The 22,654-nt window shown below is 61.9% G+C and carries 22 protein-coding genes and 2 pseudogenes; 14 read left to right on the top strand and 10 right to left on the bottom strand.

Translation table 11 applies throughout. The features are described from left to right. Window positions 1-44 precede the first annotated feature (44 nt). From E5W70_RS01240 to E5W70_RS01220, 5 genes are all read left to right on the top strand, one after another. Window positions 45-389, top strand: coding sequence for a RidA family protein (locus tag E5W70_RS01240; protein WP_292653647.1), 345 nt, complete (start codon window positions 45-47; stop codon window positions 387-389). Window positions 390-398: 9 nt separating this feature from the next. Further along, the gene (locus tag E5W70_RS01235) at window positions 399-1,409 is read left to right on the top strand and encodes a succinylglutamate desuccinylase/aspartoacylase family protein (RefSeq protein ID WP_292653646.1); all 1,011 of its coding nucleotides are present in this window, start codon (window positions 399-401) and stop codon (window positions 1,407-1,409) included. Window positions 1,410-1,465: 56 nt separating this feature from the next. Next, window positions 1,466-2,644, top strand: a complete 1,179-nt coding sequence (locus E5W70_RS01230; RefSeq protein ID WP_292653645.1) for a hypothetical protein — start codon at window positions 1,466-1,468, stop codon at window positions 2,642-2,644. A gap of 270 nt (window positions 2,645-2,914) precedes the next feature. Next, the gene (locus E5W70_RS01225) at window positions 2,915-3,166 is read left to right on the top strand and encodes a helix-turn-helix domain-containing protein (protein WP_292653644.1); all 252 of its coding nucleotides are present in this window, start codon (window positions 2,915-2,917) and stop codon (window positions 3,164-3,166) included. Next, window positions 3,166-4,473 carry a type II toxin-antitoxin system HipA family toxin gene (locus tag E5W70_RS01220; protein ID WP_292653643.1) on the top strand — a complete coding sequence of 436 codons (1,308 nt, stop codon included), beginning with the start codon at window positions 3,166-3,168 and terminating at the stop codon, window positions 4,471-4,473. Before E5W70_RS01225 ends, E5W70_RS01220 begins: the two co-directional genes overlap by 1 nt. An 89-nt stretch (window positions 4,474-4,562) precedes the next feature. Here E5W70_RS01220 and E5W70_RS01215 read toward each other — a convergent pair whose 3' ends face one another. The 4 genes and pseudogenes from E5W70_RS01215 to E5W70_RS01200 all read right to left on the bottom strand — a co-directional run bounded on the left by E5W70_RS01215 (window position 4,563) and on the right by E5W70_RS01200 (window position 5,993). Further along, window positions 4,563-4,955, bottom strand: a complete 393-nt coding sequence (locus E5W70_RS01215; RefSeq protein WP_292653642.1) for a MarR family transcriptional regulator — start codon at window positions 4,953-4,955, stop codon at window positions 4,563-4,565. Window positions 4,956-5,104: 149 nt separating this feature from the next. Then, a pseudogene (locus E5W70_RS01210) lies at window positions 5,105-5,239 on the bottom strand (tartrate dehydrogenase); the annotation flags it as partial. Between the two features lie 23 nt (window positions 5,240-5,262). Then, window positions 5,263-5,440 (bottom strand): annotated as a pseudogene (locus tag E5W70_RS01205) (tartrate dehydrogenase); the annotation flags it as partial. A 79-nt stretch (window positions 5,441-5,519) separates the two neighbouring features. Continuing rightward, window positions 5,520-5,993: a phosphatidylglycerophosphatase A gene (locus tag E5W70_RS01200; RefSeq protein WP_292653641.1), complete on the bottom strand. Its 474-nt coding sequence runs from the start codon at window positions 5,991-5,993 to the stop codon at window positions 5,520-5,522. Window positions 5,994-6,267: 274 nt separating this feature from the next. On the opposite strand from E5W70_RS01200, the gene E5W70_RS01195 reads away from it, so the two are divergent. Next, window positions 6,268-6,894, top strand: a complete 627-nt coding sequence (locus E5W70_RS01195; protein ID WP_292653640.1) for a CDP-alcohol phosphatidyltransferase family protein — start codon at window positions 6,268-6,270, stop codon at window positions 6,892-6,894. 59 nt (window positions 6,895-6,953) lie between these two features. On the opposite strand, the gene E5W70_RS01190 is transcribed toward E5W70_RS01195, so the two are convergent. Then, window positions 6,954-7,973 (bottom strand): LLM class flavin-dependent oxidoreductase, encoded by a 1,020-nt coding sequence (locus E5W70_RS01190; protein ID WP_292653639.1) that lies wholly within the window; start codon window positions 7,971-7,973, stop codon window positions 6,954-6,956. 254 nt (window positions 7,974-8,227) lie between these two features. Here E5W70_RS01190 and E5W70_RS01185 point away from each other — a divergent pair, with 254 nt between their 5' ends. Next, window positions 8,228-8,461, top strand: a complete 234-nt coding sequence (locus E5W70_RS01185; protein WP_292653638.1) for an AbrB/MazE/SpoVT family DNA-binding domain-containing protein — start codon at window positions 8,228-8,230, stop codon at window positions 8,459-8,461. Continuing rightward, complete coding sequence (locus E5W70_RS01180; protein ID WP_292653637.1) at window positions 8,458-8,862, top strand: type II toxin-antitoxin system VapC family toxin; 405 nt, start codon at window positions 8,458-8,460, stop codon at window positions 8,860-8,862. The genes E5W70_RS01185 and E5W70_RS01180 overlap by 4 nt, the downstream gene beginning before the upstream one ends. Before the next feature lie 22 nt (window positions 8,863-8,884). Here the strand turns inward: E5W70_RS01180 and E5W70_RS01175 are convergent, their stop codons facing one another. The 5 genes from E5W70_RS01175 to E5W70_RS01155 form a co-directional block, all read right to left on the bottom strand. After that, window positions 8,885-9,091, bottom strand: coding sequence for a hypothetical protein (locus tag E5W70_RS01175; protein WP_292653636.1), 207 nt, complete (start codon window positions 9,089-9,091; stop codon window positions 8,885-8,887). Between the two features lie 18 nt (window positions 9,092-9,109). After that, window positions 9,110-10,252 (bottom strand): DegT/DnrJ/EryC1/StrS aminotransferase family protein, encoded by a 1,143-nt coding sequence (locus E5W70_RS01170; RefSeq protein WP_292653635.1) that lies wholly within the window; start codon window positions 10,250-10,252, stop codon window positions 9,110-9,112. Window positions 10,253-10,505: 253 nt separating this feature from the next. Then, window positions 10,506-11,429, bottom strand: coding sequence for a carbohydrate kinase (locus E5W70_RS01165; protein WP_292653634.1), 924 nt, complete (start codon window positions 11,427-11,429; stop codon window positions 10,506-10,508). Continuing rightward, window positions 11,426-11,872, bottom strand: coding sequence for an RbsD/FucU domain-containing protein (locus E5W70_RS01160; RefSeq protein WP_292653633.1), 447 nt, complete (start codon window positions 11,870-11,872; stop codon window positions 11,426-11,428). The genes E5W70_RS01165 and E5W70_RS01160 overlap by 4 nt, the downstream gene beginning before the upstream one ends. A gap of 2 nt (window positions 11,873-11,874) precedes the next feature. Beyond that, a complete protein-coding gene (locus E5W70_RS01155; RefSeq protein ID WP_292653632.1) occupies window positions 11,875-13,104 on the bottom strand; it encodes an ROK family transcriptional regulator in 1,230 nt (409 codons plus the stop codon). Between the two features lie 228 nt (window positions 13,105-13,332). Between E5W70_RS01155 and E5W70_RS01150 the strand changes: the two genes are divergently transcribed. The 6 genes from E5W70_RS01150 (at window position 13,333) to glgC (ending at window position 22,654) form a co-directional block, all read left to right on the top strand. Beyond that, window positions 13,333-14,349, top strand: coding sequence for a sugar ABC transporter substrate-binding protein (locus E5W70_RS01150; RefSeq protein ID WP_292653728.1), 1,017 nt, complete (start codon window positions 13,333-13,335; stop codon window positions 14,347-14,349). Between the two features lie 154 nt (window positions 14,350-14,503). Further along, the gene (locus E5W70_RS01145) at window positions 14,504-15,565 is read left to right on the top strand and encodes an ABC transporter permease (RefSeq protein WP_292653631.1); all 1,062 of its coding nucleotides are present in this window, start codon (window positions 14,504-14,506) and stop codon (window positions 15,563-15,565) included. A 2-nt stretch (window positions 15,566-15,567) separates the two neighbouring features. Next, window positions 15,568-16,350 carry an ATP-binding cassette domain-containing protein gene (locus E5W70_RS01140; protein ID WP_292653727.1) on the top strand — a complete coding sequence of 261 codons (783 nt, stop codon included), beginning with the start codon at window positions 15,568-15,570 and terminating at the stop codon, window positions 16,348-16,350. Between the two features lie 175 nt (window positions 16,351-16,525). Continuing rightward, on the top strand, window positions 16,526-18,994 hold the full coding sequence (locus E5W70_RS01135) for a glycogen/starch/alpha-glucan phosphorylase (protein WP_292653630.1): 2,469 nt from the start codon (window positions 16,526-16,528) through the stop codon (window positions 18,992-18,994). 145 nt (window positions 18,995-19,139) lie between these two features. Then, a complete protein-coding gene (glgB, locus tag E5W70_RS01130) occupies window positions 19,140-21,353 on the top strand; it encodes a 1,4-alpha-glucan branching protein GlgB (RefSeq protein WP_292653629.1) in 2,214 nt (737 codons plus the stop codon). Window positions 21,354-21,388: 35 nt separating this feature from the next. Beyond that, window positions 21,389-22,654 (top strand): glucose-1-phosphate adenylyltransferase, encoded by a 1,266-nt coding sequence (gene glgC, locus E5W70_RS01125; protein WP_292653628.1) that lies wholly within the window; start codon window positions 21,389-21,391, stop codon window positions 22,652-22,654.

Here is a 22,654-nt window from a genome sequence, read left to right as displayed (position 1 = left end):
CCATCGTCGCGATTTCCAAAAAGAGAACCTCGAAAGGATCTGATATGATCAAGTACTTCCAGTCCGGCTCCCGCATGTCGCAGGCGGTCGTCTATGGCGGCCTCGTGCACATAGCGGGCCAGGTCGCAGAGGATCGCAAGGCCGGCATCGAGGGTCAGACGAGCGAGGTACTCTCCAAGGTCGAGGCGCTCCTGGTCGAGGCAGGCAGCAGCAAGTCGAAGCTCGTGGCGGTCAACATCTTCCTGCCGCAGATTGGCGATTTCGACGCCATGAACAGTATCTACGATGCCTGGGTGGATTCCGCCCGTTTGCCGGCGCGTGCCTGCGTCGAGGCGCGTCTCGCTGATCCTGACCTCCGCATTGAGGTCACCGCCGTCGCGGCTGTGTGAACCACCGCCATGCACACCGGCATCAGCCATTCCCTCGATTTCGATCGGGACGGCAAGACGCTCAGCCATCTGAGCATCCCGTTCTCGATAGACCGTTCGCCATATTTCCAAATCAAGGTCCCGATCTGCCTCATTCGCAACGGTGAGGGTCCGTCGCTGCTTCTTATGGCCGGCAATCACGGCGATGAATATGAAGGCGAGCTGTCCTTGGCGAAGCTGGTCCGCCGGCTCGATCCAGCGCGCGTCAGGGGCCGCGTCACCATCCTGCCGATGGCCAATGTGCCGGCGGTGATGGCCGCCAAACGCTGCTCGCCGCTCGATGGCGGCAATCTCAATCGCGCCTTTCCCGGAGATCCGTCGGGCACGCCGACAAGCCGGCTCGCCAACTTTCTCGAGACAGACCTGTTCCCCCGACACGACATTGTCTTCGACATCCATTCGGGGGGCACTTCGATGGAACATCTGACGACTGCACTCGTCGAGCGCAATGCCGATCCCGAGCGCCACAGGCGCGGCGTGGAGCTGATGCGGGCGCTCTGCATGCCCTATGGGTTCGTGGCCGACAATGGCCAGGCCTCGCCGACCTCCATGGGCGCAGCGCGCCGTGCCGGCGCCATCGGCGTCAGCGGTGAGTTCGGGGGCGGCGGCACCGCCACGGTCGACACGATGGCGATCACCGCTCGCGCGATCGACAATCTGCTGATTGCGCTAGGCCTGGTCGACGGGCCAGTTGTTGGCGCGGAGCCAATGCATTCGATGCCGACGCGACTGCTTTCGCTTTCGCGGCATAGCCAAGGCCTCTACGCCACCCGCCGCGGCTGGTTTGAACCCGCCGTGAGGGTTGGCGACAGCGTGAACGCCGGACAATTGGCTGGCTGGTATCACGATCTCGAAAGGCTCGATCTTGCCGAGGAAGCCTTGCATTTCGTCGAAAACGGCATCGTGCTTTCGCGGCGGCTGCATACAATGTGCGAGGCAGGAGACTGCCTCATGCAAGTCGCCGAACCCGTAGAAGCCTAAAGGGAAACCGCACGGCGTCTGCCTGCTGCGTCACTCTGGAGAACTGAGGATATCTTATGCAGCTTTCCATGTGGACCTACCCCTGGGATGTTCAGGATCTGGGCTTCGAGATGGTCGAACGCGATCTGGTCGAACGCGCCGGGCTCAACATGATCAGCCTTGCTGCCTCGTATCATGCGGGGCGCTTCCTTCAGCCGCGCAGCCCGCGCCGCAAAGCCTATTTCCCGGAGGACGGCACGATCTACTTCAAGCCAACCGCCGCGCGATGGGCCGACCTCGCAATTCAGCCCAAGGTGGCGGACGTGATCTCGCAGGGCGGCGACGTGCTTGGCGAGCTCGTCCGCAGACGAGACGCCAATGGGCTGGGTGTTTCGTGCTGGACGGTATGCCTGCACAATACCCGCGCCGGCATGCTTCATCCGCAGGTGGTTACCCGAAATGCCTTCGGCGATCCCAATTATTACAACCTTTGTCCCTCGCATCCGGATGCGCGCGCCTATGTTCGCGCGCTGGTCGCCGACGTTACGCACACTTACAAGCCGGACAGGATCGAGCTCGAAAGCCCGTCATTCATGAGCTTCGCCCACGAATACCATCACGAGAAAGACGGTGTCGGGCTGACCGCGGAAGATGACTTCCTTCTGTCGCTGTGCTTTTGCCCGTCCTGCCTCGCCCGCGCCGCTTATGCCGGCATTGACGGCCAGGCGGCGCGCAAACTGGTCAGAGGGTGGATCGTCGAGACCTGTGATCGTGCCGTTCCGGCACCGCGTTTTCCGGACTTTCCGAACGGTAGCTTCGATACCTTCCGGCCCTGGCCAGAATTATACGACTTTCTGCTGTGGCGGTTCGAGCCGGTGACCAGCTTGGTTGCCGAGCTGCGCGACGTTGCTGATCCGGGCACACGTGTCCTCATCATTGACCTGAAGGACGGCTGGTTGGGCGGCTGCGATCTGGCAGCTCTCGCCCAGGCTTGCGACGGCGCGATCCTGTGCGCCTACGATATGCAGGCCAGCGATGTCGCAGATCTGATGGCCACTGGCCGTGCCAGGCTCGGAGCAGAGAAATTCCTTGGGACCGGTTACCGGCTGTTCCATCCGGAAATGGCAGGCCCCGACATTCTCGCCGCCAAAGTGAAACCGGCGCTGGCGGCGGGCGTCGACGGCATCAATTTCTACAATTACGGCCTTGTCCCTGCCGCACGCCTCGATTGGGTGAGTGCCGCACGATCTGTGTGAACAATCGATCCACTGTCGATCCAATAGACCTCATTTGCCTCGAGCATTGCGCGTAATGCCGGAGAGTCGCTGGGAGGACTTCCCGCATGGATCCTCGCATCGCCTTTGGCCGGCGGCCAGCAGCCTAACTGAAAGTCGAGGCATGGCTGCGAGAGGCCACGCGGGATGGGAGGGGGTTATACGGTCGAGCGTATCTTCCAGTTTATTCGCGCGAGCGCATATTGAAATTTATCTTCGGAAGCGTATATCTCATAGCTAGAGAGGTACGCTGTGGACCAAATCGCCCGAACGCCCAAGCAACTCGGAGATGCCATCCGCCGGCAGCGCCGCAAACTCGGTCTGAACCAGACCACTGTCGGGGAGCGCACGATGCTGCGCCAAGCGACCATCTCGGCCGTCGAGAATGGTGCGCCCGGGACACAGCTCGGAACGCTTTGCGACATTCTCGCAGCGCTCGACCTTGAATTGGTTGTCCGCTCTCGGACCAGGGCAAAGTCGACCGAGATCGAGGACGTCTTCTGATGGCTCGTCCGCGGCGGCACCTCCCGCTCAATGTCTTCTTGAACAGCCGTCTCGTCGGGCGGCTGAATAGACAATCCAGCGGCGCGATCGATTTTCAGTATGATCCGTCCTGGCTTGACTGGGAGCACGCGCTACCAGTCTCGCTATCTCTGCCTCTACGTGAAGATCGCTATATCGGTGCACCCGTCATTGCCGTCTTCGACAATCTCTTGCCCGACAGCATCCCGATTCGCCGCCGTATGGCGGAGCGTGTTCATGCCCAAGGGATAGACGCCTATGACTTGCTTGCCGCTGTCGGACGGGATTGTGTCGGCGCACTGCAATTCCTGCCAGATGATGTCGAACCGGGCCCCGCCGGTATTGTCGACGGCAAACCCGTTGACGCTACCGAGATTGCTCGTCTCCTCCGCGATCTGGCATCGGCCCCCCTCGGGCTGGGCGAGGATGAGGATTTTCGGATCTCGATCGCTGGCGCTCAGGAAAAGACTGCGCTCTTGTTCTGGAAAGGACGTTGGTACAAGCCGCTGGCGACGACTGCTACAACGCACATCCTCAAGCCACAGATTGGACGCTTGCCAAATGGCATCGACCTTTCCTTCAGTGTTGAAAACGAATTTTTCTGCCTCAAGATGACAGCCGCCCTGGGGCTCCCGTGCGCCGTCGCCGCAATCGAGGAGTTCGAAGGCAATCGCGTGCTCGTAGTCGAACGTTTCGATCGCCGATGGACGAGTGACAACCGTCTCCTGCGCTTGCCCCAGGAAGACTGCTGCCAGGCTTTGTCTGTGCCTCCGTCGCTGAAATACGAATCCGATGGCGGGCCTGGGGTTCCGGCTATCCTTGGTCTGATGAAGGGAAGCGACCAACCGGAGCTAGATCAAGCTGCGGTTCTGAAGGCCGTGGTCGCCTTTTGGCTTCTCGGCGCCACAGATGGGCATGCCAAGAATTTTAGCGTCTTTCTTTCTCCCGGCGGCCGGTTCCGCATGACGCCGCTATATGATGTGATCTCAGCGCAGAGCAGCCTTAATGCGGGACAGATCAGGCGCAACAAAATGAAGTTGGCGATGGCTATAGGCGATGCACGCCACTACCTTATCGATAGCGTCATGCCGCGCCATTTCATCCAGACCGCCGCCAAGGCAGGAATTGGTCCAAAACCCGTCACGGCGATCTTTGACGAGCTGCGCCAACAGGCGCTAACGGCAATTGAACTAGTTTCTGCATCACTCCCAAAGGGTTTCCCTTCGCAAGTCGCAGATGCCATTAGCAATGGGGTCAAAGCTCGCGTGCGCAGACTGGAAGAGGTGTGATGCTGAAGATCGAGGCACAACCAGACTGATAGCCATTGGGACGGCCCAAATGATCTTCCTTAGCAGCAGCAACGCCGCGCGGGATGTAGTCAACCCACGGACTTGCCAGCCTGTAACTTTCTAACCAGGCCAATCAGCTGATTCAGATCAGCGCGTGGAAGCGCAACCATCTCGGCTGGGGGCTTGTGATATCCCGTTGTCAATTCCTCAATGGTTGCAGCACCCTTTGGTGTAAGCTTGACAAGTTTCACACGGCGATCGCTTGGCGACGGGATCCGTTCGGCGAGCCCCGCCTGCTCCAACCGGTCGACCAGCCAAGTCGCCGTCGAAAGGTCGCAGTGCCATTGAGCGGCCAATGCGCCGATCGGCTTGCCCACATCTTTGTCGAGGGTGAAGAGGGCGCGCGAGTCGTTGGGCGTCAGGCCCAATTTCTGTTGGATCGCCAACCGGTCCTGCGCGAACCGCATCAGGAAGTCAAACATCAGGCGCCAGACACCATCGATGAGCGGCGGGAGTGCGGATGCCTCATACGTTCTGGCACGACGTCCTTGCCGATGTGGTCGGCGAGAATGCTGGCGATGCCCAGGCGTTTACTCCTTTTCCTACCCGTTGTCGCCAAGTAGCACCGCGCAACCGCTTCAGTGACCTCGTCGGTGGTGGCGGTTTCGCCGAGGTCGGGCGTGTGCAGTGAGGCGTCCGCGATCACGCGCTCGACGGCGCCCATCAGGCGCTGCGCGGCAGCCGGCTCGCCGAGGTGCTCCAGCATTATCACGTCGACCAGAACGTAGTGCCGTCCTCGGGCATCATCACGCCGTTGAGCTTGTAGTTGTCCGAGCGCCAGTCGAAGTGCTGCACTTCAAAACTCGCCGTCACGCGTGGCGCAGGCGGCCAGCGCACGAAGCCCGGCCGCTACCACTTCCTTGCCGATCCCATCGCCTGGAATGGCCGCCATCCTGTAGCTTCGCATCGGTCCGGTCCCCCCTTGTGGTGCTAAACTCGCATGGACCATCGTGCCGGCCTTTGCGAGTGGAGGCCGAATGTCGCCGTTACCGCAAATGGTCAACCAAACCGTTCAGCAGGAGCAGCAACGCCCCAGCGACGACAGCCGCGGCAGCATCGTCCAGCATGATGCCGGCCCCACCCCTTACCTTGTCATGCATGATACGGATGGGCCAAGGCTTGACGACGTCGAAAAACCGGAAAGCAAGGAAGCCTGCTGCCCACCAGAGTGGGTCGAGTGGCAGCATGGAAAGTGTCACGGCGGCGCCGAAGGTCTCATCTATGACGACGATCTGTGGGTCCTCCGTCCCGGTACGGGAGATGACATGCGATGACGCCCATACGCCGACGGCGAACAGGGCCGTATAGGCAACCACGGTCAGCCAAGGCGATGCAGGTATCAGAGCTGCGGCAACAGCCACTCCAACCATTGCGCCGGCTGTGCCCGGCCATATTGGAGATAAACCCGTGCCAAGAGAGGTCGCGAGCAGGTAGGCAAACTTGGGCGAAAATTTATGCATCGAGTTTCGGCCGGCTTCCGACGGATGGCAAGCAATCATAGTCACATCGTTCGGGTGCGGCCGCCAGACCGCCGGTCGATTTGCGCCGTCAGCTTGGCGAGCACCTTAATCCGCCGGCCGCATCCGCCAAAAAGAAATCGCTGTTGCGTCGGGTTGAGAACGTTGCTGAGCCAGTTCTCCGTCTGCGTTGACCAAGTCGAACGGTGGCGACGGTGGAACAAACCCGCAAATTGCTGGTAAAGCTCGGTGAAACGACATCATCAGAGGAACCGCCATGATCGCCGGTCTCATGAAAAGTCGCATCGACCCGCTATGGGAGCAGGCCGCCGCTCCGCTGATCGGGATCGGCATGACGCCGAACCAGGTTACGGCCAGCGGGCTCGTGCTCGTCGCTTTGTCCTCGGCCGCCTACGTCTACCACCATTCAAGTCTTGCCTTTGGCCTTTGCCTGGCGTTTGCCTTCACCTTCGACGCGCTGGACGGTGCGGTCGCCCGCCGGACAAATATGAGCACTAAGGCCGGTGGCTATTTCGACGCTGTCGTCGACCGCTATCAGGAATTGGCCGTCTTTGCGGCTATCGGCTGGGTCGCCGATCTGTGGGCGATCGCAATGTTCGCGTTCGCCGGCGGGATACTCACAAGTTACGCCAAGGCGCGGACGGCGCTGGAAATCCCTGTGGAAAACCATGGTTGGCCGGATTTCTTTGAGCGAATGGAACGTCTGGTGTTCATTTGCGTGCTGCTCGCTGCCGACGGAGTCGCGAACGCCATGGGCGCGGCTTCGCCCTGGATTCTGGCGGGCGGGTTCGCGCTTTACGCAGTGCTGGCCAACGCGACAGCGCTGCAACGGATCAGCCGCGCATTTGCGATGCTGAAACGAGCCGACGGGAAGCAGCCGTGAGACCGCTAGAACGCGAGCATCGTATCGACCGCCGTGGGCTTTTCCAACAAAGTCGCGCGTCAGCGCCAGCCCAAGCCAGGGGCGACATGGGTCAGGATCGCCTCGATGACGTGGGCATTGTAGTCGACGCCGAGCTGGTTGGGGACGGTGAGCAGCAGCGTGTCGGCCTCGGCGATGGCTTCGTCGCCCTTTAGCTGGTCAATCAGGACGTCCGGCTCGGCGGCATAGGAGCGGCCGAACACGGCAAGCCTGTCTGCCTCGATATAGCCGAAATGATCTCCGCTCTGGTTGCCGCCGAAATAGGCGCGGTCGCGATCGTCGACCAGTGCAAAAATGCTCCGGCTGACCGACACCCGCGGCTCGCGCGTGTGTCCGGCCGCCTTCCAGGCATCGTGAAAAGCCCGGATCTGTTCGGCCTGCTGGATGTGAAACGGCTTTCCGCCTTCGTCGAATTTGAGCGTGGAGCTCTGCAGGTTCATCCCCAGTTTCGCAGCCCATTCTGCGGTGGCGTTTGTGGCGGCGCCCCACCAGATGCGCTCGCGCAGGCCTTCTGAGTGAGGCTCGACGCGAAGCAGGCCAGGCGGGTTGGGAAACATCGGCCGCGGGTTGGGCTGCGCAAAGCCCTTGCCCAGCAACACTTCGAGCAGCACTCCGGTGTGTCTGCGGGCCATGTCGGCATCGCTCTCGCCCTCTTGCGGGGCGTAGCCGAAGTAGCGCCATCCCTCGATCACCTGCTCCGGCGAGCCGCGGCTGATGCCCAGCTGCAGACGCCCTCCGGCGATCAGATCGGCGGCGCCGGCGTCCTCGGCCATATAGAGCGGGTTCTCGTAACGCATGTCGATCACCGCCGTGCCGATCTCGATTCGGCTGGTCTTCGCCCCAACCGCCGCCAGCAGCGGGAAAGGCGAGGCGAGCTGGCGCGCGAAGTGATGCACGCGGAAATACGCGCCGTCCGCACCCAGCTCCTCGGCCGCGACCGCCAGCTCGACGGACTGCAAAAGCGCGTCGGATGCCGTCCGCGTCTGCGATTGCGGCGAGGGCGTCCAGTGCCCGAACGAGAGGAAACCAATCTTCTTCATGAAATAGCCAGCCTAGAGGGAAGACAGGTGCAGACTATGCTTCGGCGCAGAGCAAAGCACTTCAAAAATTTTGCCCTGACGGCAATCTGTCAAAGCCGCGCCGGCCGATTTGGGAGAGAGGGCAGGGGATGAGTTCTGGCAGTGCAGAAGGCCAATGTGCGACCGTAAAATGACGGATGGATACCGATCTAGCGGTTGAAATCCAACACGACGGGTAATACCTTGTTGATTATTGGTATTACCGAGGTTCGAACATGACCACCAAAGTCACAGCCAAGGGACAGGTGACTATTCCAAAGCCGGTCCGCGAACTGCTTGGGATCGTCCCGGGCAGCAGAGTCGACTTCCGCCGCGCCGATGACGGCAACGTCGTGATTACGCGCAGTGACAAGAAGCAGCCCGCGAGCCGCTTCGCGAAATTGCGCGGCCATGCCGGCAAGGGTCTCGATACCGACGCGATCATGGCACTGACGCGTGGCGACGTGTGACGCTGGTCGACACCAACGTTCTGCTCGATCTTGTCACCAATGATCCGAACTGGGCGGATTGGTCGATCGCTCAGCTTGAGGCCCAAAGCCTGAATGGACCGCTGTTGATCAACGATGCTGTCTATGCGGAGTTAGCCGTCCGATACGGGCGCATCGAGGATCTCGACGCGTTTCTTGACAAAGCTGGTCTCGAAATCGCTTCGATGCCACGGGCAGCACTGTTCCTCGCGGGAAAGGTCTTTACCCAATACAGGAGATCGGGCGGGTTGCGCTCCGGCGTGCTGCCCGACTTTTTCATCGGCGCCCATGCCGCCGTCAATGGGCTGCCGCTGCTCACTCGCGATGTTGGTCTCTATCGTACCTATTTTCCATCACTCAAGCTGATCGCACCGAACTCGTGAATAGCCCGCCGAATAGGGTCCGCTAGGAAGGTGCCGCGAACGCGAGCACTATCGCGATGAGGATCAACAGCGGCCCCATCCATTTAAAATGCGTTCCAAAGTTGGTCCACCATGCCTGCTGTTGGCCGGGGCGAGCTTGAGAGGGGTCCGAGAAAAATCCGAAGCCGACGCCAGCCATCCACAGCCCGGCGCAGAACATGATGAACTCGTCGATGTAATCCGCGACCACGCTTCGAAGCTTTCGAATTTATGCCGCCGCTACATGCGCCGAATTCGAGCCGATATAGTTACGGATGGTTTCGATGATCCGGTCCTGGTCGGCCTCGCTCAGATAGGGATGCATCGGCAGGCACAGGATGCGCTTCGGCAGCCCTTCCGAAACGGCAAGGCCGGTCGGCGTGCGCGGATAATCGCGATAGGCAATCTGGCTGTGCAGCGGTTTCACATAGTAGATGACTGACGGAATGCCCTTTTCACCGAGATGTGCCTTGAGCCCGTCGCGTTTCGGCGTTTCGATGGCGTATTGCGCCCAGGCCGAGCGGCCGCCGCCCAGATTGCGCGCCGCCTTGACGATATCGCCGAGACCTTCGGCATAGCGATTGGCGACCGCTTGCCGCGCCACCATCTCGTCCTCGAGGATGGCCAGCTTCTCTATCAGGATCGCCGCCTGAAGCGTGTCGAGCCGAGAGTTGATGCCGACGCGGACATTGTCGTATTGCGTTTCGCCCTTGCCGTGAAAAGCAAACGAGCGCAGCTGTTCGGCCAGCGCATCGTCATTGGTGAACATCGCACCGCCGTCGCCATAGCAGCCGAGCGGCTTTGCCGGATAGAAGCTGGTCGAGCCGACGGTGCCGAACGAGCCGCACATCTTGCCGTCGGCCGAGCCGCCGGTCGCCTGCGCCGCATCCTCGATGACCATCAGGCCTTCGCGATCGGCGATGGCCATGATCGCCTCGTAATCGGCGGCGAGGCCGAACAGGTCGACGGGAATGATTGCCTTCGGCCTCAGCCGGCCCTCCGCCTTGATCATGGCGATTGCCGCCTCGAGGCTGGCGATGTCGATATTGTAGCTGTCGGCATCGACATCGACGAATACCGGTTCGGCCTTGGTCAGCGCCACCACTTCGGCCGTGGCGGCGAAGGTGAAGCTCGGCACGAACACCGCGTCGCCCGGGCCGATGCCGGCGGCAAACAGTGGCAGCAGCAGCGCATCGGTGCCGTTGGCGCAAGCGACCACATGCTTGGTGCCGATATAGGCGGCGAGCTTGTTTTCGAATTCGGTGACCTGAGGTCCGAGAATATAGCGGCCCTCGTCGACAACCCGGTCGATTGCCGCTTTCAGCCTGTCGCGAATGCGTTCGCGCTGCGCGCCAAGATCGATGAACTGCATGTCGGCCTCAAACGGTTTCAGTCAGATAACCGGCCGCTGGTAGCAGACTTGGCACGGCCGAGAAAGCCGCAGGGCAAAACCCTGAATTGCTCAAGTGTCGCAGTCTGTTACCGCTGATTTCCGATCTGCCCTCTTAAACGCGGGGAAATCCGGGCTTCGGCCGGCCTGATACAGGCTTCGCATCCCGCCCGCCAGGCTGGACGAAACATAAAGTGATCGCCGGTGAGCAGTCCATGGGCTGCGCACCAGCCGGTCAAGCGAGTTCATGCCGCCATGGTGGATTGGCGCCGGCCCGCGATACCGTCACCGCTGCGGCCTTGGCGCCGAGCGTCAGCGCCTTTTGGATGGCATCTTCCGGCAGGCTGGCGATTGCCGTCTTCGAGAGCAGACCCTGTTCGTGCAAGGAGGCAAGAATGCCGGCGTTGAATGTGTCGCCGGCGCCGACCGTATCGACCACCTCGACCTTGTCCGGTACGACGGTGACCCGGTGCTGGCTGCTGTAACCGACCGCGCCCTCGCTGCCATGGGTGACGACGATCAGCTTCGGACCGCGGTCCAGCCAGTTGCGGACGACGTCCTCATGCGAGCCGGCTTCGCCGAACCAGTTCAGATCCTCGTCCGACAGTTTCACGATGTCGGCCATCGCCATCATGTTGCGGATGCGCCTGAGGTGCTTGGCCTTGTCCGGAATGAAGTTTGGCCGGATGTTGGGGTCGAGCATCATCACGCGGCGCTCATGCTCGCGTCGCATGAACTCCTCATAGGCCGACCCGGCCGGTTCCGAGATCAGGCTGATGGCGCCGAACAGCATGGCCTCGATCTCGCTGCCGAGTTCTGGCAAATCCTTGATGGTCAGCATGCGCCCGGCGGTGTTCTCGTCGTAGAAGGTGTAGGTCGCCTGGCCGTTGGTGAGGCGCACGAAGGCGAGCGTAGTCGGGCGCGGCGAGGTGTGTGCATAGGTGGAACTGACCTTGCTGGCTCCCAGCGCCTCCCTGAGCTGGCCCCCGAACAGATCCGACGACAGGCCGGAGAAGAAGGCGGCGGGCGCACTGAGCCGGCCAAGCGCAATAGCCGAGTTGAAGACGGCACCGCCGACATAGGGCGCAAAGGCCGGCTCGCCCTGCGTCGTGGTCCGCGGCAGCATATCGATCAGGGCTTCGCCGCAGCAGAGGATCATGAAGTCTTGCTTTCCGGCGGATAGATCACGCCCTTGCGGATGATGATGTTGGCATAAAGCCGCGGCTCGCTCGTCGCGACGATCGCGTGCGCGGCCTTGACCCGTGCATAGAAGTCGGCGCCGGCAAGTGCAACCACCTTGCGGCCCGGCGCACGCCTGGCGCAGATCGCTTCCATCTCGTGGTGAACCGGATCGGCGAGCAGCGGATCGCCTTTGGCTGAGGCGCGAAACAGCGCCCGCGGCACGGCGTCATCGACCGGCAACACGCTCAGTACCGCATCGAGCACGGGGACGAGATGATGACCGTCGGCGCGGATCAGCCGCTGTGCCTGCTGCTCGGCCGGGTAGTTGCCGTCGACCAGGGCGATCTCGTCGCCATGGCCCATGGCGCGCAATATCGCCAGAAACTCCGGGCCGAGCAGCGCCGGGATGCCGATCAGCATGCTCAGGAGCTCCGGGAAATCGTGGTCGAGCCGATGAGGAAGCGCTCCGACAGCGGCAGGCTGGCGCCACCCAGCGCCCGCGCATGGATGCCGACGGTTCCCTCGCGAACGGCCGGCAGCCTCAGGCCTTCGCCGTCGATCCGGCCGATGGCCTGGATAACGGCATCGACAAGCCGCCTGCGCACGGCAAGCGGCATCCATCCGTCGATCACCGCGGCTTCGAAGTCAATGACGGAGGAGGCCGAAACGATGGCATAGGCGAGCGCCTGCGAGGCGCTGGCGATCCAGTCGTCAAGCTCGGCGCCGATCTCGCCCCAGTCCCCCGGTGATGTCCACAGATGCGAGGCTTCGAAGCCGCGCGCGTTGAGCGCCTTTTCCAGCATGGCGATCGACGCCACGTCGATCAACTGCGTCGGCCTGCCGTCCGGCCCGGGCACCGGCATCGAGCCCAGCGCGCCGGCATTGCCCGTTGGGCCGCCAAACAACCGGCCGTTCAGCACGATGCCGCCGCCGGCAAAGGCGCCGATATAGAAATAGACGAAATCGCGTGCCGCACCCGCCGCCTGGCCGAACACGAGCTCGGCGCCGCAGGCCGAGGTGGCGTCGTTCTGCAGGTAGACCGGGAATTCGCATTGCGCCTGGATGTCGGCGCGGATGTCGCGATGGCGCCATTCGTCCATGATTTCGCGCGGTGCACCGGCGGTGTCGGCCCAGTTCCACAATTCGAACGGCATAGCAATGCCAAGCCCGGCAATGCGTTTGTCTTGCGCCGGGGTGAGTTCGCCGCGCATCTTCTTCATGCCGCTTGTGACGAATTCCACCGTCTCGCGCGGGGCAGGGTAGCGGTAGGAATGCTGCAGCATCGAGCGCACATTGCCGAGGAAATCGATCAGCACCAGCTCGGCGCTGCGGCGGCCGATCTTCAGGCCGATGAAATAGGCGCCGTCGGGATTGAGCGCCATGGGTATCGAGGGCTGGCCGATCTTGCCGCGCAACGGCGCCTGCCGAACGAGCAGATCGTCCTCCTCCAGCTCGCGCATGATGACTGACACTGTCTGCGCCGAAAGGCCGGTCATGCGTGCAATGTCGGATTTGGCCAGGCTGCCGTGCTGTCGCACCAGCGACAGCACCAGCCGCTCATTGTGGTCCCGCATGCCGCTTTGATTGGTGCCGCGGTGCAGGCGGCTTTCGGCCGCATCGGGCGAGCCGTGCCTCGTAATGCCGGTCTCCACCCTGTTCCTCCCGTCGTTTCCCCTCAATGCTTTTGGTCTAGAGTGAGTGAACAATCCTGCGTTGTCAATAATAAATAAGAGTGATTTAATTATTGACAGTGCTAGCGGACTGGTGTCTCTTGAGGTCGGCGCCGACACTGGGAGACTTCGTCGGACGCGCTGCAGATGCCGGTTGGCCGGCATCCTAAATGGGTCCATGGGAGGAAAATCGTGACCACGTCAAAACTGTTGAAATCCACCGTGTTTGCCGCGGCCGGACTGAGCCTGATGGCGTTTGCTTCGACGGCATCGGCCGCCGGGGTCGGCGCCTGCTTGATCACCAAGACTGACACCAATCCCTTCTTCGTCAAGATGAAGGAAGGTGCGACGGCCAAGGCCAAGGAGCTTGGCGTCGATCTCAAGACTTACGCCGGCAAGATCGACGGCGACAGCGAGAGCCAGGTGGCTGCAATCGAGAGCTGTATCGCCGACGGCGCCAAGGGTATCCTCATCACCGCGTCCGATACCAAGGGCATCGTGCCGACCGTGAAGAAAGCGCGGGACGCCGGGCTGTTGGTGATCGCGCTCGACACCCCGCTTGATCCGATCGATGCGGCTGACGCGACCTTCGCGACGGACAATCTGGAAGCCGGCAAGCTGATCGGCGCATGGGCCGCCGCGACGCTTGGCGATAAGGCAAAGGATGCCAAGATCGGCTTCCTCGACCTGACGCCGTCGCAGCCCACGGTGGATGTGCTGCGCGACCAGGGCTTCATGATGGGCTACGGCATAGACGTGAAGGACGCCAACAAGATTGGCGACGAGGACGATGCGCGCATCGTTGGCCATGACGTGACGAACGGCAATGAAGAGGGTGGTCGCAAGGCGATGGAGAACCTTCTGCAGAAGGATAACACCATCAACGTCATCCACACCATCAACGAGCCCGCAGCTGTCGGCGCCTACCAGGCGCTCAAGGCCGTCGGTCTCGAAAGCCAGGTGCTGATCGTCTCGGTCGACGGTGGCTGCCCCGGCGTGAAATCGGTGGCCGAAGGCGTGATCGGCGCTACCTCGCAGCAATATCCGCTGCAAATGGCGGCGCTCGGCATCGAGGCGATCGCCACTTTCGCCAAGGACGGGACAAAGCCGAAGCCGACCGAAGGCAAGAACTTCTTCGATACCGGCGTCAACCTTGTCACCGACAAGCCCGCCAACGGTGTGAAGTCTATCGACACCAAGGAAGGCCTTGCCAAGTGCTGGGGCTGAGCCTGGCCTGACCGGCAACAGATCGCGAGCGGCCGGGGCTTGATCCCCGGCCGCTCCGGGTGGACGATGTGCCGATCTAAACGCAAATAGTCCCGGCGGCAGACCGGAAGGCGTGGATGGCGTCGGCGGTTGGCCGAAGCCCAGGGGAGGAAACATGGCTCAAGCACAAGAATTCGAAAAAGTTCTATCGAGCAGCGACACAAGCGTCGCCGCGTTCGACGAGCATAAATCGGCCGTCAAGCGTGCCCAGCATTTTCTGCATTCTACGCCGGCCGCGGTGCCGCTTATCGTGCTGGTTCTGGCGATCATTATTTTTGGCATTACCATCGGCGGGCGTTTCTTTTCATCCTATACGCTGACGCTGATCCTTCAGCAGATCGCCATTGTCGGCATTCTGGGCGCTGCGCAGACCCTGGTGATCCTGACCGCCGGCATCGACCTGTCGATTGGCGTGATCATGGTGATTTCGGCTGTGATCATGGGCAATTGTGCGGTCAGCTACGGTATGCCGGCCGTGCTCGCGGTGGCGATCGGGCTTCTCGCCGGTGGCGCATGCGGCCTGCTCAACGGGGTGCTGGTCGCCTACATGAAGCTGCCGCCCTTCATCGTGACGCTCGGCACCTGGAACATCGTCATGGCCACCAACTTCATCTATTCGGCCAATGAGACGATCCGCGACACCGACGTCGACGTTCAGGCGCCTCTGCTGCACCTGTTTGCCCTGAGCTTTAAGGTAGGCACGGCCGTGCTCACGCTTGGCGTCATTGCCATGGTCGTTCTCGTGTTGGTCCTGTGGTACGTGCTCAACCACACCGCATGGGGCCGCCATGTCTACGCGGTCGGCGACGATCAGGAGGCCGCGAAACTGTCGGGCATCCAGACGAAGAAGGTGCTGATGACGGTCTATGCCCTTGCCGGGCTGATCGCCGCCTTCGCAGCCTGGGTCTCCATCGGCCGCAATGGCTCGATCTCGCCTTCCGCCGCCGTGACCGACTACAATCTTCAGGCTATCACCGCGACGGTGATTGGCGGTATTTCGCTGTTCGGCGGGCGCGGCTCGATCCTCGGCACGCTGTTCGGCGCCATGATTGTCGGCGTCGTCTCGATGGGCCTCAACATGCTGGGCGCCGACCCGCAGTGGAAGGTGCTGCTCACCGGCGTGCTGATCATCGGCGCCGTGGCGATCGATCAATGGATCAGAAAGGTTTCGGCATAGCCATGACCCAGGAACCCATCCTTACCGCCCGCAGCCTGGTCAAGCGCTACGGCCGCGTCACCGCCCTCGACAATGCCGATTTCGACCTCTATCCGGGCGAAATCCTTGCCGTCATTGGCGACAACGGCGCCGGCAAGTCGTCGCTTATTAAGGCGATTTCCGGCGCGGTCGTGCCCGACGAAGGTGAGATACGACTGGAAGGCAAGCCTATTGCATTTAAATCGCCGATGGAGGCCCGCGAGGCCGGCATCGAGACGGTCTACCAGAACCTGGCGCTGTCGCCGGCGCTGTCCATCGCCGACAACATGTTCCTCGGCCGGGAGATCCGCAAGCCGGGGTTCCTCGGCGAATGGCTGCGCATGCTCGACCGCCCGGCGATGGAAAAGCGCGCCCGCGACAAGCTGACCGAACTTGGCCTGATGACCATCCAGAACATCAGCCAGGCCGTGGAAACTCTCTCCGGCGGTCAACGCCAAGGCGTGGCAGTGGCGCGCGCCGCCGCGTTTGGCAGTCGGGTGGTGATCATGGATGAGCCGACGGCGGCACTTGGCGTCAAGGAGAGCCGCCGCGTCCTCGAACTGATCCTCGACGTGAAGAAGCGCGGCCTGCCGATCGTGCTGATTTCACACAATATGCCGCATGTCTTCGAGGTGGCGGACCGCATCCACATTCACCGGCTCGGCCGTCGCCTGTGCATCATCGATCCGAAGCAATATACGATGTCCGACGCGGTCGCCTTCATGACCGGCGCCAAGGTGCCGCCGGAAGCGGCGCTGGCGGCTTGAGCAAGAACTTGAAGCCCATCGCTGAGGGACCCAAACACGCTGTTTTAAAATGCCAAATTGCCGCAGGGCAACCCGGCTCGCGGTCGCCTGAATCGATTGAACATCCGGTGGGATGCATTAGCATTGGCAGAGATGGTGAAAGCCGCATGATCCTGGCAATTTCACGAGAGGCAGCATGACGCGCGCGATGACAACCGAAGCTCCTCTGCCCACGCTCGAAAACCCGGATCCCAAGACGCTCGCCGAGGAAGTCTTGCAGGCCCTCAAATACAGGGTCGGTAAGGGCACCAACGTTGCAACACAGTACGATTGGCTCACCGCCTCGATCAAGGTTGTGCGCGACCGCATCGTCGATCACTGGATGCAGGCGACACAAGAGGCCTACGCCCAGCAGGAAAAGCGCGTCTACTACCTGTCGCTGGAATTCCTCATCGGCCGCCTGATGCGCGATGCCTTCTCCAATCTCGGCCTGATGGACAATATGCGCGAGGCGCTGTCGTCGCTTGGCGTCGACCTCGACATCATTGCCGCGCTCGAACCGGACGCTGCCCTTGGCAATGGCGGTCTTGGCAGGCTCGCCGCGTGCTTCATGGAAAGCATGGCGACCGTCAATATCCCCGCGCATGGCTACGGCATTCGCTACGCCAACGGCATGTTTCGGCAGGAGATCCATGACGGCTGGCAAGTCGAACTGCCCGAGACCTGGCTCGATCACGGCAACCCGTGGGAGTTCGAGCGGCGCGAGCGCTCCTTCGAGGTCGGCTTCGGCGGCTCCGTGGAATCGGTCACCTCGAAGGACGGCCGGCTCGAGCGGCACGTCTGGAAGCCGACCGAACATGTTCTGGCAGTCGCCTATGATACGCCGGTTGTCGGCTGGCGGGCCAACCGCGTCAACACGCTGCGTCTGTGGTCCGGCATGCCGGTCGACCCGATCCTGCTCGACAAGTTCAACGCCGGCGATCACATCGGTGCGCTCGCCGAAAGCAACAAGGCCGATGCGTTGTCGCGCGTCCTTTACCCGGCCGATTCCCACAAGGCCGGCCAGGAGTTGCGGCTCAGGCAGGAGTATTTCTTCTCCACCGCCTCGCTGCAGGACATCGTCCAGCGTCATCTCAGCCAGTATGGCGACCTGCAATCGCTGCCCGACAAGGCGGCGATCCATCTCAACGACACCCATCCGGCGATCGCCGTAGCCGAGCTGATGCGCCTGTTGATGGATGTCCACGGCATGGATTTCGATGAGGCCTGGAGCATCACCAAGCGCACCTTCGGCTACACCAATCACACGCTGCTCCCCGAGGCGCTCGAAAGCTGGCCGGTGCCATTGTTCGAGCGACTGTTGCCGCGTCACATGCAGATCGTCTACGCCATCAACGCCGAGGTGCTGCTCGAGGCGCGCGCCTCCGACCAGTTCTCGGACGAGCAGATCAGCCGCATCTCGCTGATCCAGGAAAATGGCGATCGCCGCGTGCGCATGGGCAACCTGGCCTTTGTCGGCTCGCACTCGATCAACGGCGTCTCGGCACTGCACACGGAATTGATGAAGGAGACGGTGTTTGCCGACCTCCACAGGCTCTACCCGGACCGCATCAACAACAAGACCAACGGGATCACGCCGCGGCGCTGGCTGATACAGTGCAATCCCGGCCTCACGGCACTCACCCGAGAGGCGATCGGCGACGGTTTTCTCGACGACATCAACGAGATAAAGCGGCTTGATCCTTTCGCCGAGGACGCCGCCTTCCGCGACAAGTTCGCCGCCGTCAAACGGGCGAACAAGACGAGGCTTGCCAATCTCGTTGCCGAACGGCTCGGCATCAAGGTCGACCCCTCGGCGCTGTTCGACATCCAGGTCAAGCGCATCCACGAATACAAGCGCCAGCTCTTGAACATTCTCGAAGCGGTCGCGCTTTACGACCAGATCCGCTCGCATCCGGAGCGCGACTGGATGCCCCGCGTCAAATTCTTCGGCGGCAAGGCGGCGCCCAGCTATCACAACGCCAAGCTGATCATCAAACTTGCCAACGACGTCGCCCGGGTCATCAACCGCGACCCGGCGGTGCGCGGTTTGCTGAAAGTGGTGTTCGTGCCGAACTACAATGTCAGCCTTGCCGAGATCATGATGCCGGCCGCCGATCTTTCGGAGCAGATATCGACCGCCGGCATGGAAGCGTCCGGCACCGGCAACATGAAGTTCGCGCTGAACGGCGCGCTGACCATCGGCACGCTCGACGGCGCCAACGTCGAGATCAAGGAATGCGTCGGCGACGACAACATCTTCATCTTCGGCCTGACCACAGAGGAAGTCGCCGAGCGGCGCAACAATGGTTACGATCCGCGCGTCGTAATCGAGGGATCGCCAGAATTGGCGCAGGCGCTTGCCGCGGTTTCGTCCGGGGTCTTTTCGCCTGACGATCCGGACCGTTATCGCGACCTGATCAACGGCCTTTACCAGAGCGACTGGTTCATGGTCGCTGCGGATTTCGATGCCTACGCCGCCACCCAGCGCGACGTCGATGCCGTCTGGCGCAACAGCCCGGACTGGTACGCCAGAGCGATCCGCAATGTCGCCCGCGTCGGCTGGTTCTCGTCCGACCGCACGATCCGCCAATATGCGAAAGACATCTGGCACGTGCCCGCCTGATGTGATTGCATGAGACTAGGAACAATGTGGCCCTAGTGGAGTGATTTGACCTTCGCATCCCTTGGAAGGTCAGGCGGCCTGCGACTGTCGAATTCAAAACTTCACTAGAAACACACACTTGGTGCCCGAGGAGGGACACTGCCTGATGAGCAAGCCGCGCGCGACCGTTGCGACAAGCGGGCCGGACGGACTGGCGCCAGCCGGCGATGTCGCGGCGATTGTCGCCGGCACGCATGGCGACCCCTTCGCAGTGCTTGGCGTGCATGAGGCGGGGAAGGGCTTTGTCGGCCGCTGCTTCGTCCCTCATGCCGAGTTCGTCACCGCCTATACGCTGACCGGCAAGAAGGCCGGCGAGCTGTCGAGACGCGACGATCGCGGCTTCTTCGAGGGCAAACTGTCGCTGCGCAAACGCCAGCCGCTGCGCTATCACGCCAGGAATTCCGGCGGTGACTGGTGGCTGACCGATCCATATTCCTTCGGCCCCGTGCTCGGCCCGCTGGACGATTATTACATCGCCGAAGGATCGCATCTCAGGCTGTTCGACAAGCTCGGCGCCCATCTCATCGACCATGAAGGTGCATCGGGTGTGCATTTCGCCGTGTGGGCGCCCAATGCAAGGCGCGTCTCGGTGGTCGGCGACTTCAACGAGTGGGACGGCCGCAGACACACCATGCGCGACCGCCGCGACACCGGCATCTGGGAGCTATTCATTCCCGACATCGGCGCTGGCCGCCCGTATAAGTACGAGATCATCAGGCGGGATGGCGTGAGATTGCCGCTCAAGGCAGATCCGTTCGCCTTCAAGTCCGAATTGCGCCCGGCCACCGCCTCGGTGACGGCATTGCCGCCGGCGCATGAATGGGGCGACGAGGCGCACCGGAACTACTGGCGCAATGCCGACCACAGGCGCGAAGCCGTATCGATCTACGAGGTCCATGCCGGGTCATGGCGGCTTCACGACGACGGCAGCTTCCTGTCGTGGGACGAGCTCGCCGACAGGCTGATCCCTTACGTGGTCGAGACCGGTTTTACCCACATCGAATTCATGCCGATCTCCGAGCACCCCTATGACCCGTCCTGGGGCTACCAGACGACCGGTCTCTATGCGCCGACTGCCCGCTTTGGCGATCCGGACGGTTTTGCCCGCTTCGTCGACGGTGCCCACCGAGCAGGCATCGGCGTCATCCTCGACTGGGTGCCGGCGCATTTCCCGGTTGACGAACACGGTCTGGCAAAGTTCGACGGTACCGCGCTCTATGAGCATGCCGACCCGCGCAAGGGCTTCCATCCCGACTGGAACACCGCGATCTACAATTTCGGTCGTCGCGAGGTGGTCTCGTTTCTCGTCAACAATGCGCTGTTCTGGGCAGAGAAATATCACGTCGACGGTCTGCGCGTCGATGCGGTCGCCTCGATGCTTTATCTCGATTATTCGCGCAAGGCCGGTGAATGGATTCCCAACGAGAAGGGCGGGCGCGAGAACCTCGAAGCGGTCAGCTTCCTGCAGCGTATGAACAAGGAGGTCTACGGCCACCATCCGGGTGTGATGACCATCGCCGAGGAATCGACCTCGTGGCCGAAAGTCTCGCAGCCGGTGCATGAAGGCGGACTGGGCTTCGGTTTCAAATGGAACATGGGCTTCATGCACGACACTTTGGAATATTTCTCCAAGGAGCCGATCTTCCGCAAGCATCACCACAACGACATCACCTTCGGCCTGGTCTACGCCTTCAGCGAGAATTTCGTGCTGCCGCTGTCCCATGACGAAGTGGTGCACGGCAAGGGCACGCTGCTCAACAAGATGGCCGGCGACGACTGGCAGAAATTCGCGACGCTGCGCGCCTATTACGCCTTCATGTGGGGCTATCCCGGCAAGAAGCTGTTGTTCATGGGCCAGGAGTTCGCACAGCGCCGCGAGTGGAGCGAGGCGCGCGCGCTCGACTGGAACCTGCTCGATTTTCGGCTTCACCGCGGCGTCTGGCAGACGGTGCGCGACCTCAACTATCTCTACCGCTCGCGCCCGGCGCTGCATGCCCGCGACTGCGAGCCGGAGGGCTTTTCCTGGCTGATCGTCGACGACAGCGCGAACTCGGTATTTGCCTGGCTACGCAGCGCGCCGGGCGGCAATCCGGTCGCCGTCATTTCCAACTTCACGCCGGTGCCGCGCGATAATTACCGCGTGCCGTTGCCGCAGGCCGGAAAATGGCGCGAGATCATCAACACCGATGCCACGGACTATGGCGGTTCCGGCAAGGGCAATAGCGGCGGCGTCGAGGCTCGGGCGGAAGGAGGAGGCATTTCGGCGACGATGCTTTTGCCGCCGCTGTCGACGATCATGCTCGAATTCGTCCCGGACTGAGCTATGTCTGGAGCATCTAACCTGGGAGGATTGGAATGGCTGAAATAAAACGAACACAGCCGCTGGCACGCGACGCCATGGCTTATGTGCTGGCCGGCGGCCGTGGCAGCCGGCTCAAGGAACTGACCGACCGCCGCGCCAAGCCGGCGGTCTATTTCGGCGGCAAGACCCGCATCATCGATTTCGCGCTCTCCAATGCGCTCAATTCCGGTATCCGCCGCCTCGGCGTCGCTACCCAGTACAAGGCGCATTCGCTGATCCGCCATCTGCAGCGCGGTTGGAACTTCCTGCGGCCCGAGCGCAACGAGAGCTTCGACATTTTGCCGGCCAGCCAGCGTGTGTCGGAAACACAGTGGTATGAGGGCACAGCCGATGCCGTGTACCAGAACATCGACATCATCGAGGCCTATGGGCCGGAATACATGGTCATCCTGGCCGGCGACCATATCTACAAAATGGACTACGAATTGATGCTGCGCCAGCATGTCGAGGCCGGCGCCGACGTCACAGTCGGCTGCCTCGAAGTGCCGCGCATGGAAGCCACCGGTTTCGGCGTCATGCATGTCGACCCCAAGGACACCATCATCTCCTTCATCGAAAAGCCCGCCGATCCGCCGGGCATTCCCGACAAGCCGGATTTTGCGCTGGCCTCGATGGGCATCTATGTGTTCAAGACCAAGTTCCTGATGGAGCAATTGCGTCGCGATGCGGCAGAGCCCGGCTCGAGCCGCGACTTCGGCAAGGACATCATCCCCTACATCGTCGAGCACGGAAAGGCGATCGCGCATCGCTTCGCCAAATCCTGCGTGCGCTCGACCGCCGAGAACGAGGCCTATTGGCGCGACGTCGGCACGGTCGACGCCTATTGGGAGGCCAATATCGACCTGACCGACATCACGCCGGAACTCGACCTCTACGACCGCGACTGGCCGATCTGGACTTACGCCGAGTTGAAGCCGCCGGCAAAGTTCGTGCATGACGAGGATGGCCGCCGCGGGTCGGCCGTGTCGTCTCTCGTGTCGGGCGATTGCATCGTTTCGGGCGCTTCGCTGAAGCGAAGCCTGATCTTCACCGGCGCGCGCATCAATTCCTATTCGACGCTGGAGGAGGTCGTCATGCTGCCCGACGTCCATGTCGGCCGCAACGCCAGGCTGAAGCGCGTGGTCATCGATCACGGCGTCAGGATCCCGGAGGGGCTGGTGGTCGGCGAGGATCCTGTCCTCGACGCCAAGCGTTTCCGCGTTTCGGAAAAAGGCATCTGCCTCGTCACGCAGGACATGATCAACAGGCTGGGATCGTAG

Origin of the sequence: Mesorhizobium sp., assembly GCF_005063415.1 — a bacterium.
Taxonomy (GTDB): domain Bacteria; phylum Pseudomonadota; class Alphaproteobacteria; order Rhizobiales; family Rhizobiaceae; genus Mesorhizobium.
The sequence above is the reverse complement of the archived record's forward strand: the minus strand, read 5'-3'. Positions and strand labels throughout refer to the sequence as shown.

Coding starts and splice junctions, on each gene's coding strand:
- E5W70_RS01215 (WP_292653642.1), bottom strand. CDS start 4,955: ATGTTTGACTTCCTGATGCGGTTCGCGCAGGACCGGTTGGCGATCCAA.
- E5W70_RS01165 (WP_292653634.1), bottom strand. CDS start 11,429: ATGATCCTCTGCTGCGGCGAAGCCCTGATCGATATGCTGCCGCGGACC.
- E5W70_RS01135 (WP_292653630.1), top strand. CDS start 16,526: ATGACGCGCGCGATGACAACCGAAGCTCCTCTGCCCACGCTCGAAAAC.
- E5W70_RS01160 (WP_292653633.1), bottom strand. CDS start 11,872: ATGCTGATCGGCATCCCGGCGCTGCTCGGCCCGGAGTTTCTGGCGATA.
- E5W70_RS01140 (WP_292653727.1), top strand. CDS start 15,568: ATGACCCAGGAACCCATCCTTACCGCCCGCAGCCTGGTCAAGCGCTAC.
- E5W70_RS01195 (WP_292653640.1), top strand. CDS start 6,268: ATGATCGCCGGTCTCATGAAAAGTCGCATCGACCCGCTATGGGAGCAG.
- glgC (WP_292653628.1), top strand. CDS start 21,389: ATGGCTGAAATAAAACGAACACAGCCGCTGGCACGCGACGCCATGGCT.
- E5W70_RS01235 (WP_292653646.1), top strand. CDS start 399: ATGCACACCGGCATCAGCCATTCCCTCGATTTCGATCGGGACGGCAAG.
- E5W70_RS01220 (WP_292653643.1), top strand. CDS start 3,166: ATGGCTCGTCCGCGGCGGCACCTCCCGCTCAATGTCTTCTTGAACAGC.
- glgB (WP_292653629.1), top strand. CDS start 19,140: ATGAGCAAGCCGCGCGCGACCGTTGCGACAAGCGGGCCGGACGGACTG.
- E5W70_RS01230 (WP_292653645.1), top strand. CDS start 1,466: ATGCAGCTTTCCATGTGGACCTACCCCTGGGATGTTCAGGATCTGGGC.
- E5W70_RS01240 (WP_292653647.1), top strand. CDS start 45: ATGATCAAGTACTTCCAGTCCGGCTCCCGCATGTCGCAGGCGGTCGTC.
- E5W70_RS01200 (WP_292653641.1), bottom strand. CDS start 5,993: ATGCATAAATTTTCGCCCAAGTTTGCCTACCTGCTCGCGACCTCTCTT.
- E5W70_RS01145 (WP_292653631.1), top strand. CDS start 14,504: ATGGCTCAAGCACAAGAATTCGAAAAAGTTCTATCGAGCAGCGACACA.
- E5W70_RS01170 (WP_292653635.1), bottom strand. CDS start 10,252: ATGCAGTTCATCGATCTTGGCGCGCAGCGCGAACGCATTCGCGACAGG.
- E5W70_RS01190 (WP_292653639.1), bottom strand. CDS start 7,973: ATGAAGAAGATTGGTTTCCTCTCGTTCGGGCACTGGACGCCCTCGCCG.
- E5W70_RS01185 (WP_292653638.1), top strand. CDS start 8,228: ATGACCACCAAAGTCACAGCCAAGGGACAGGTGACTATTCCAAAGCCG.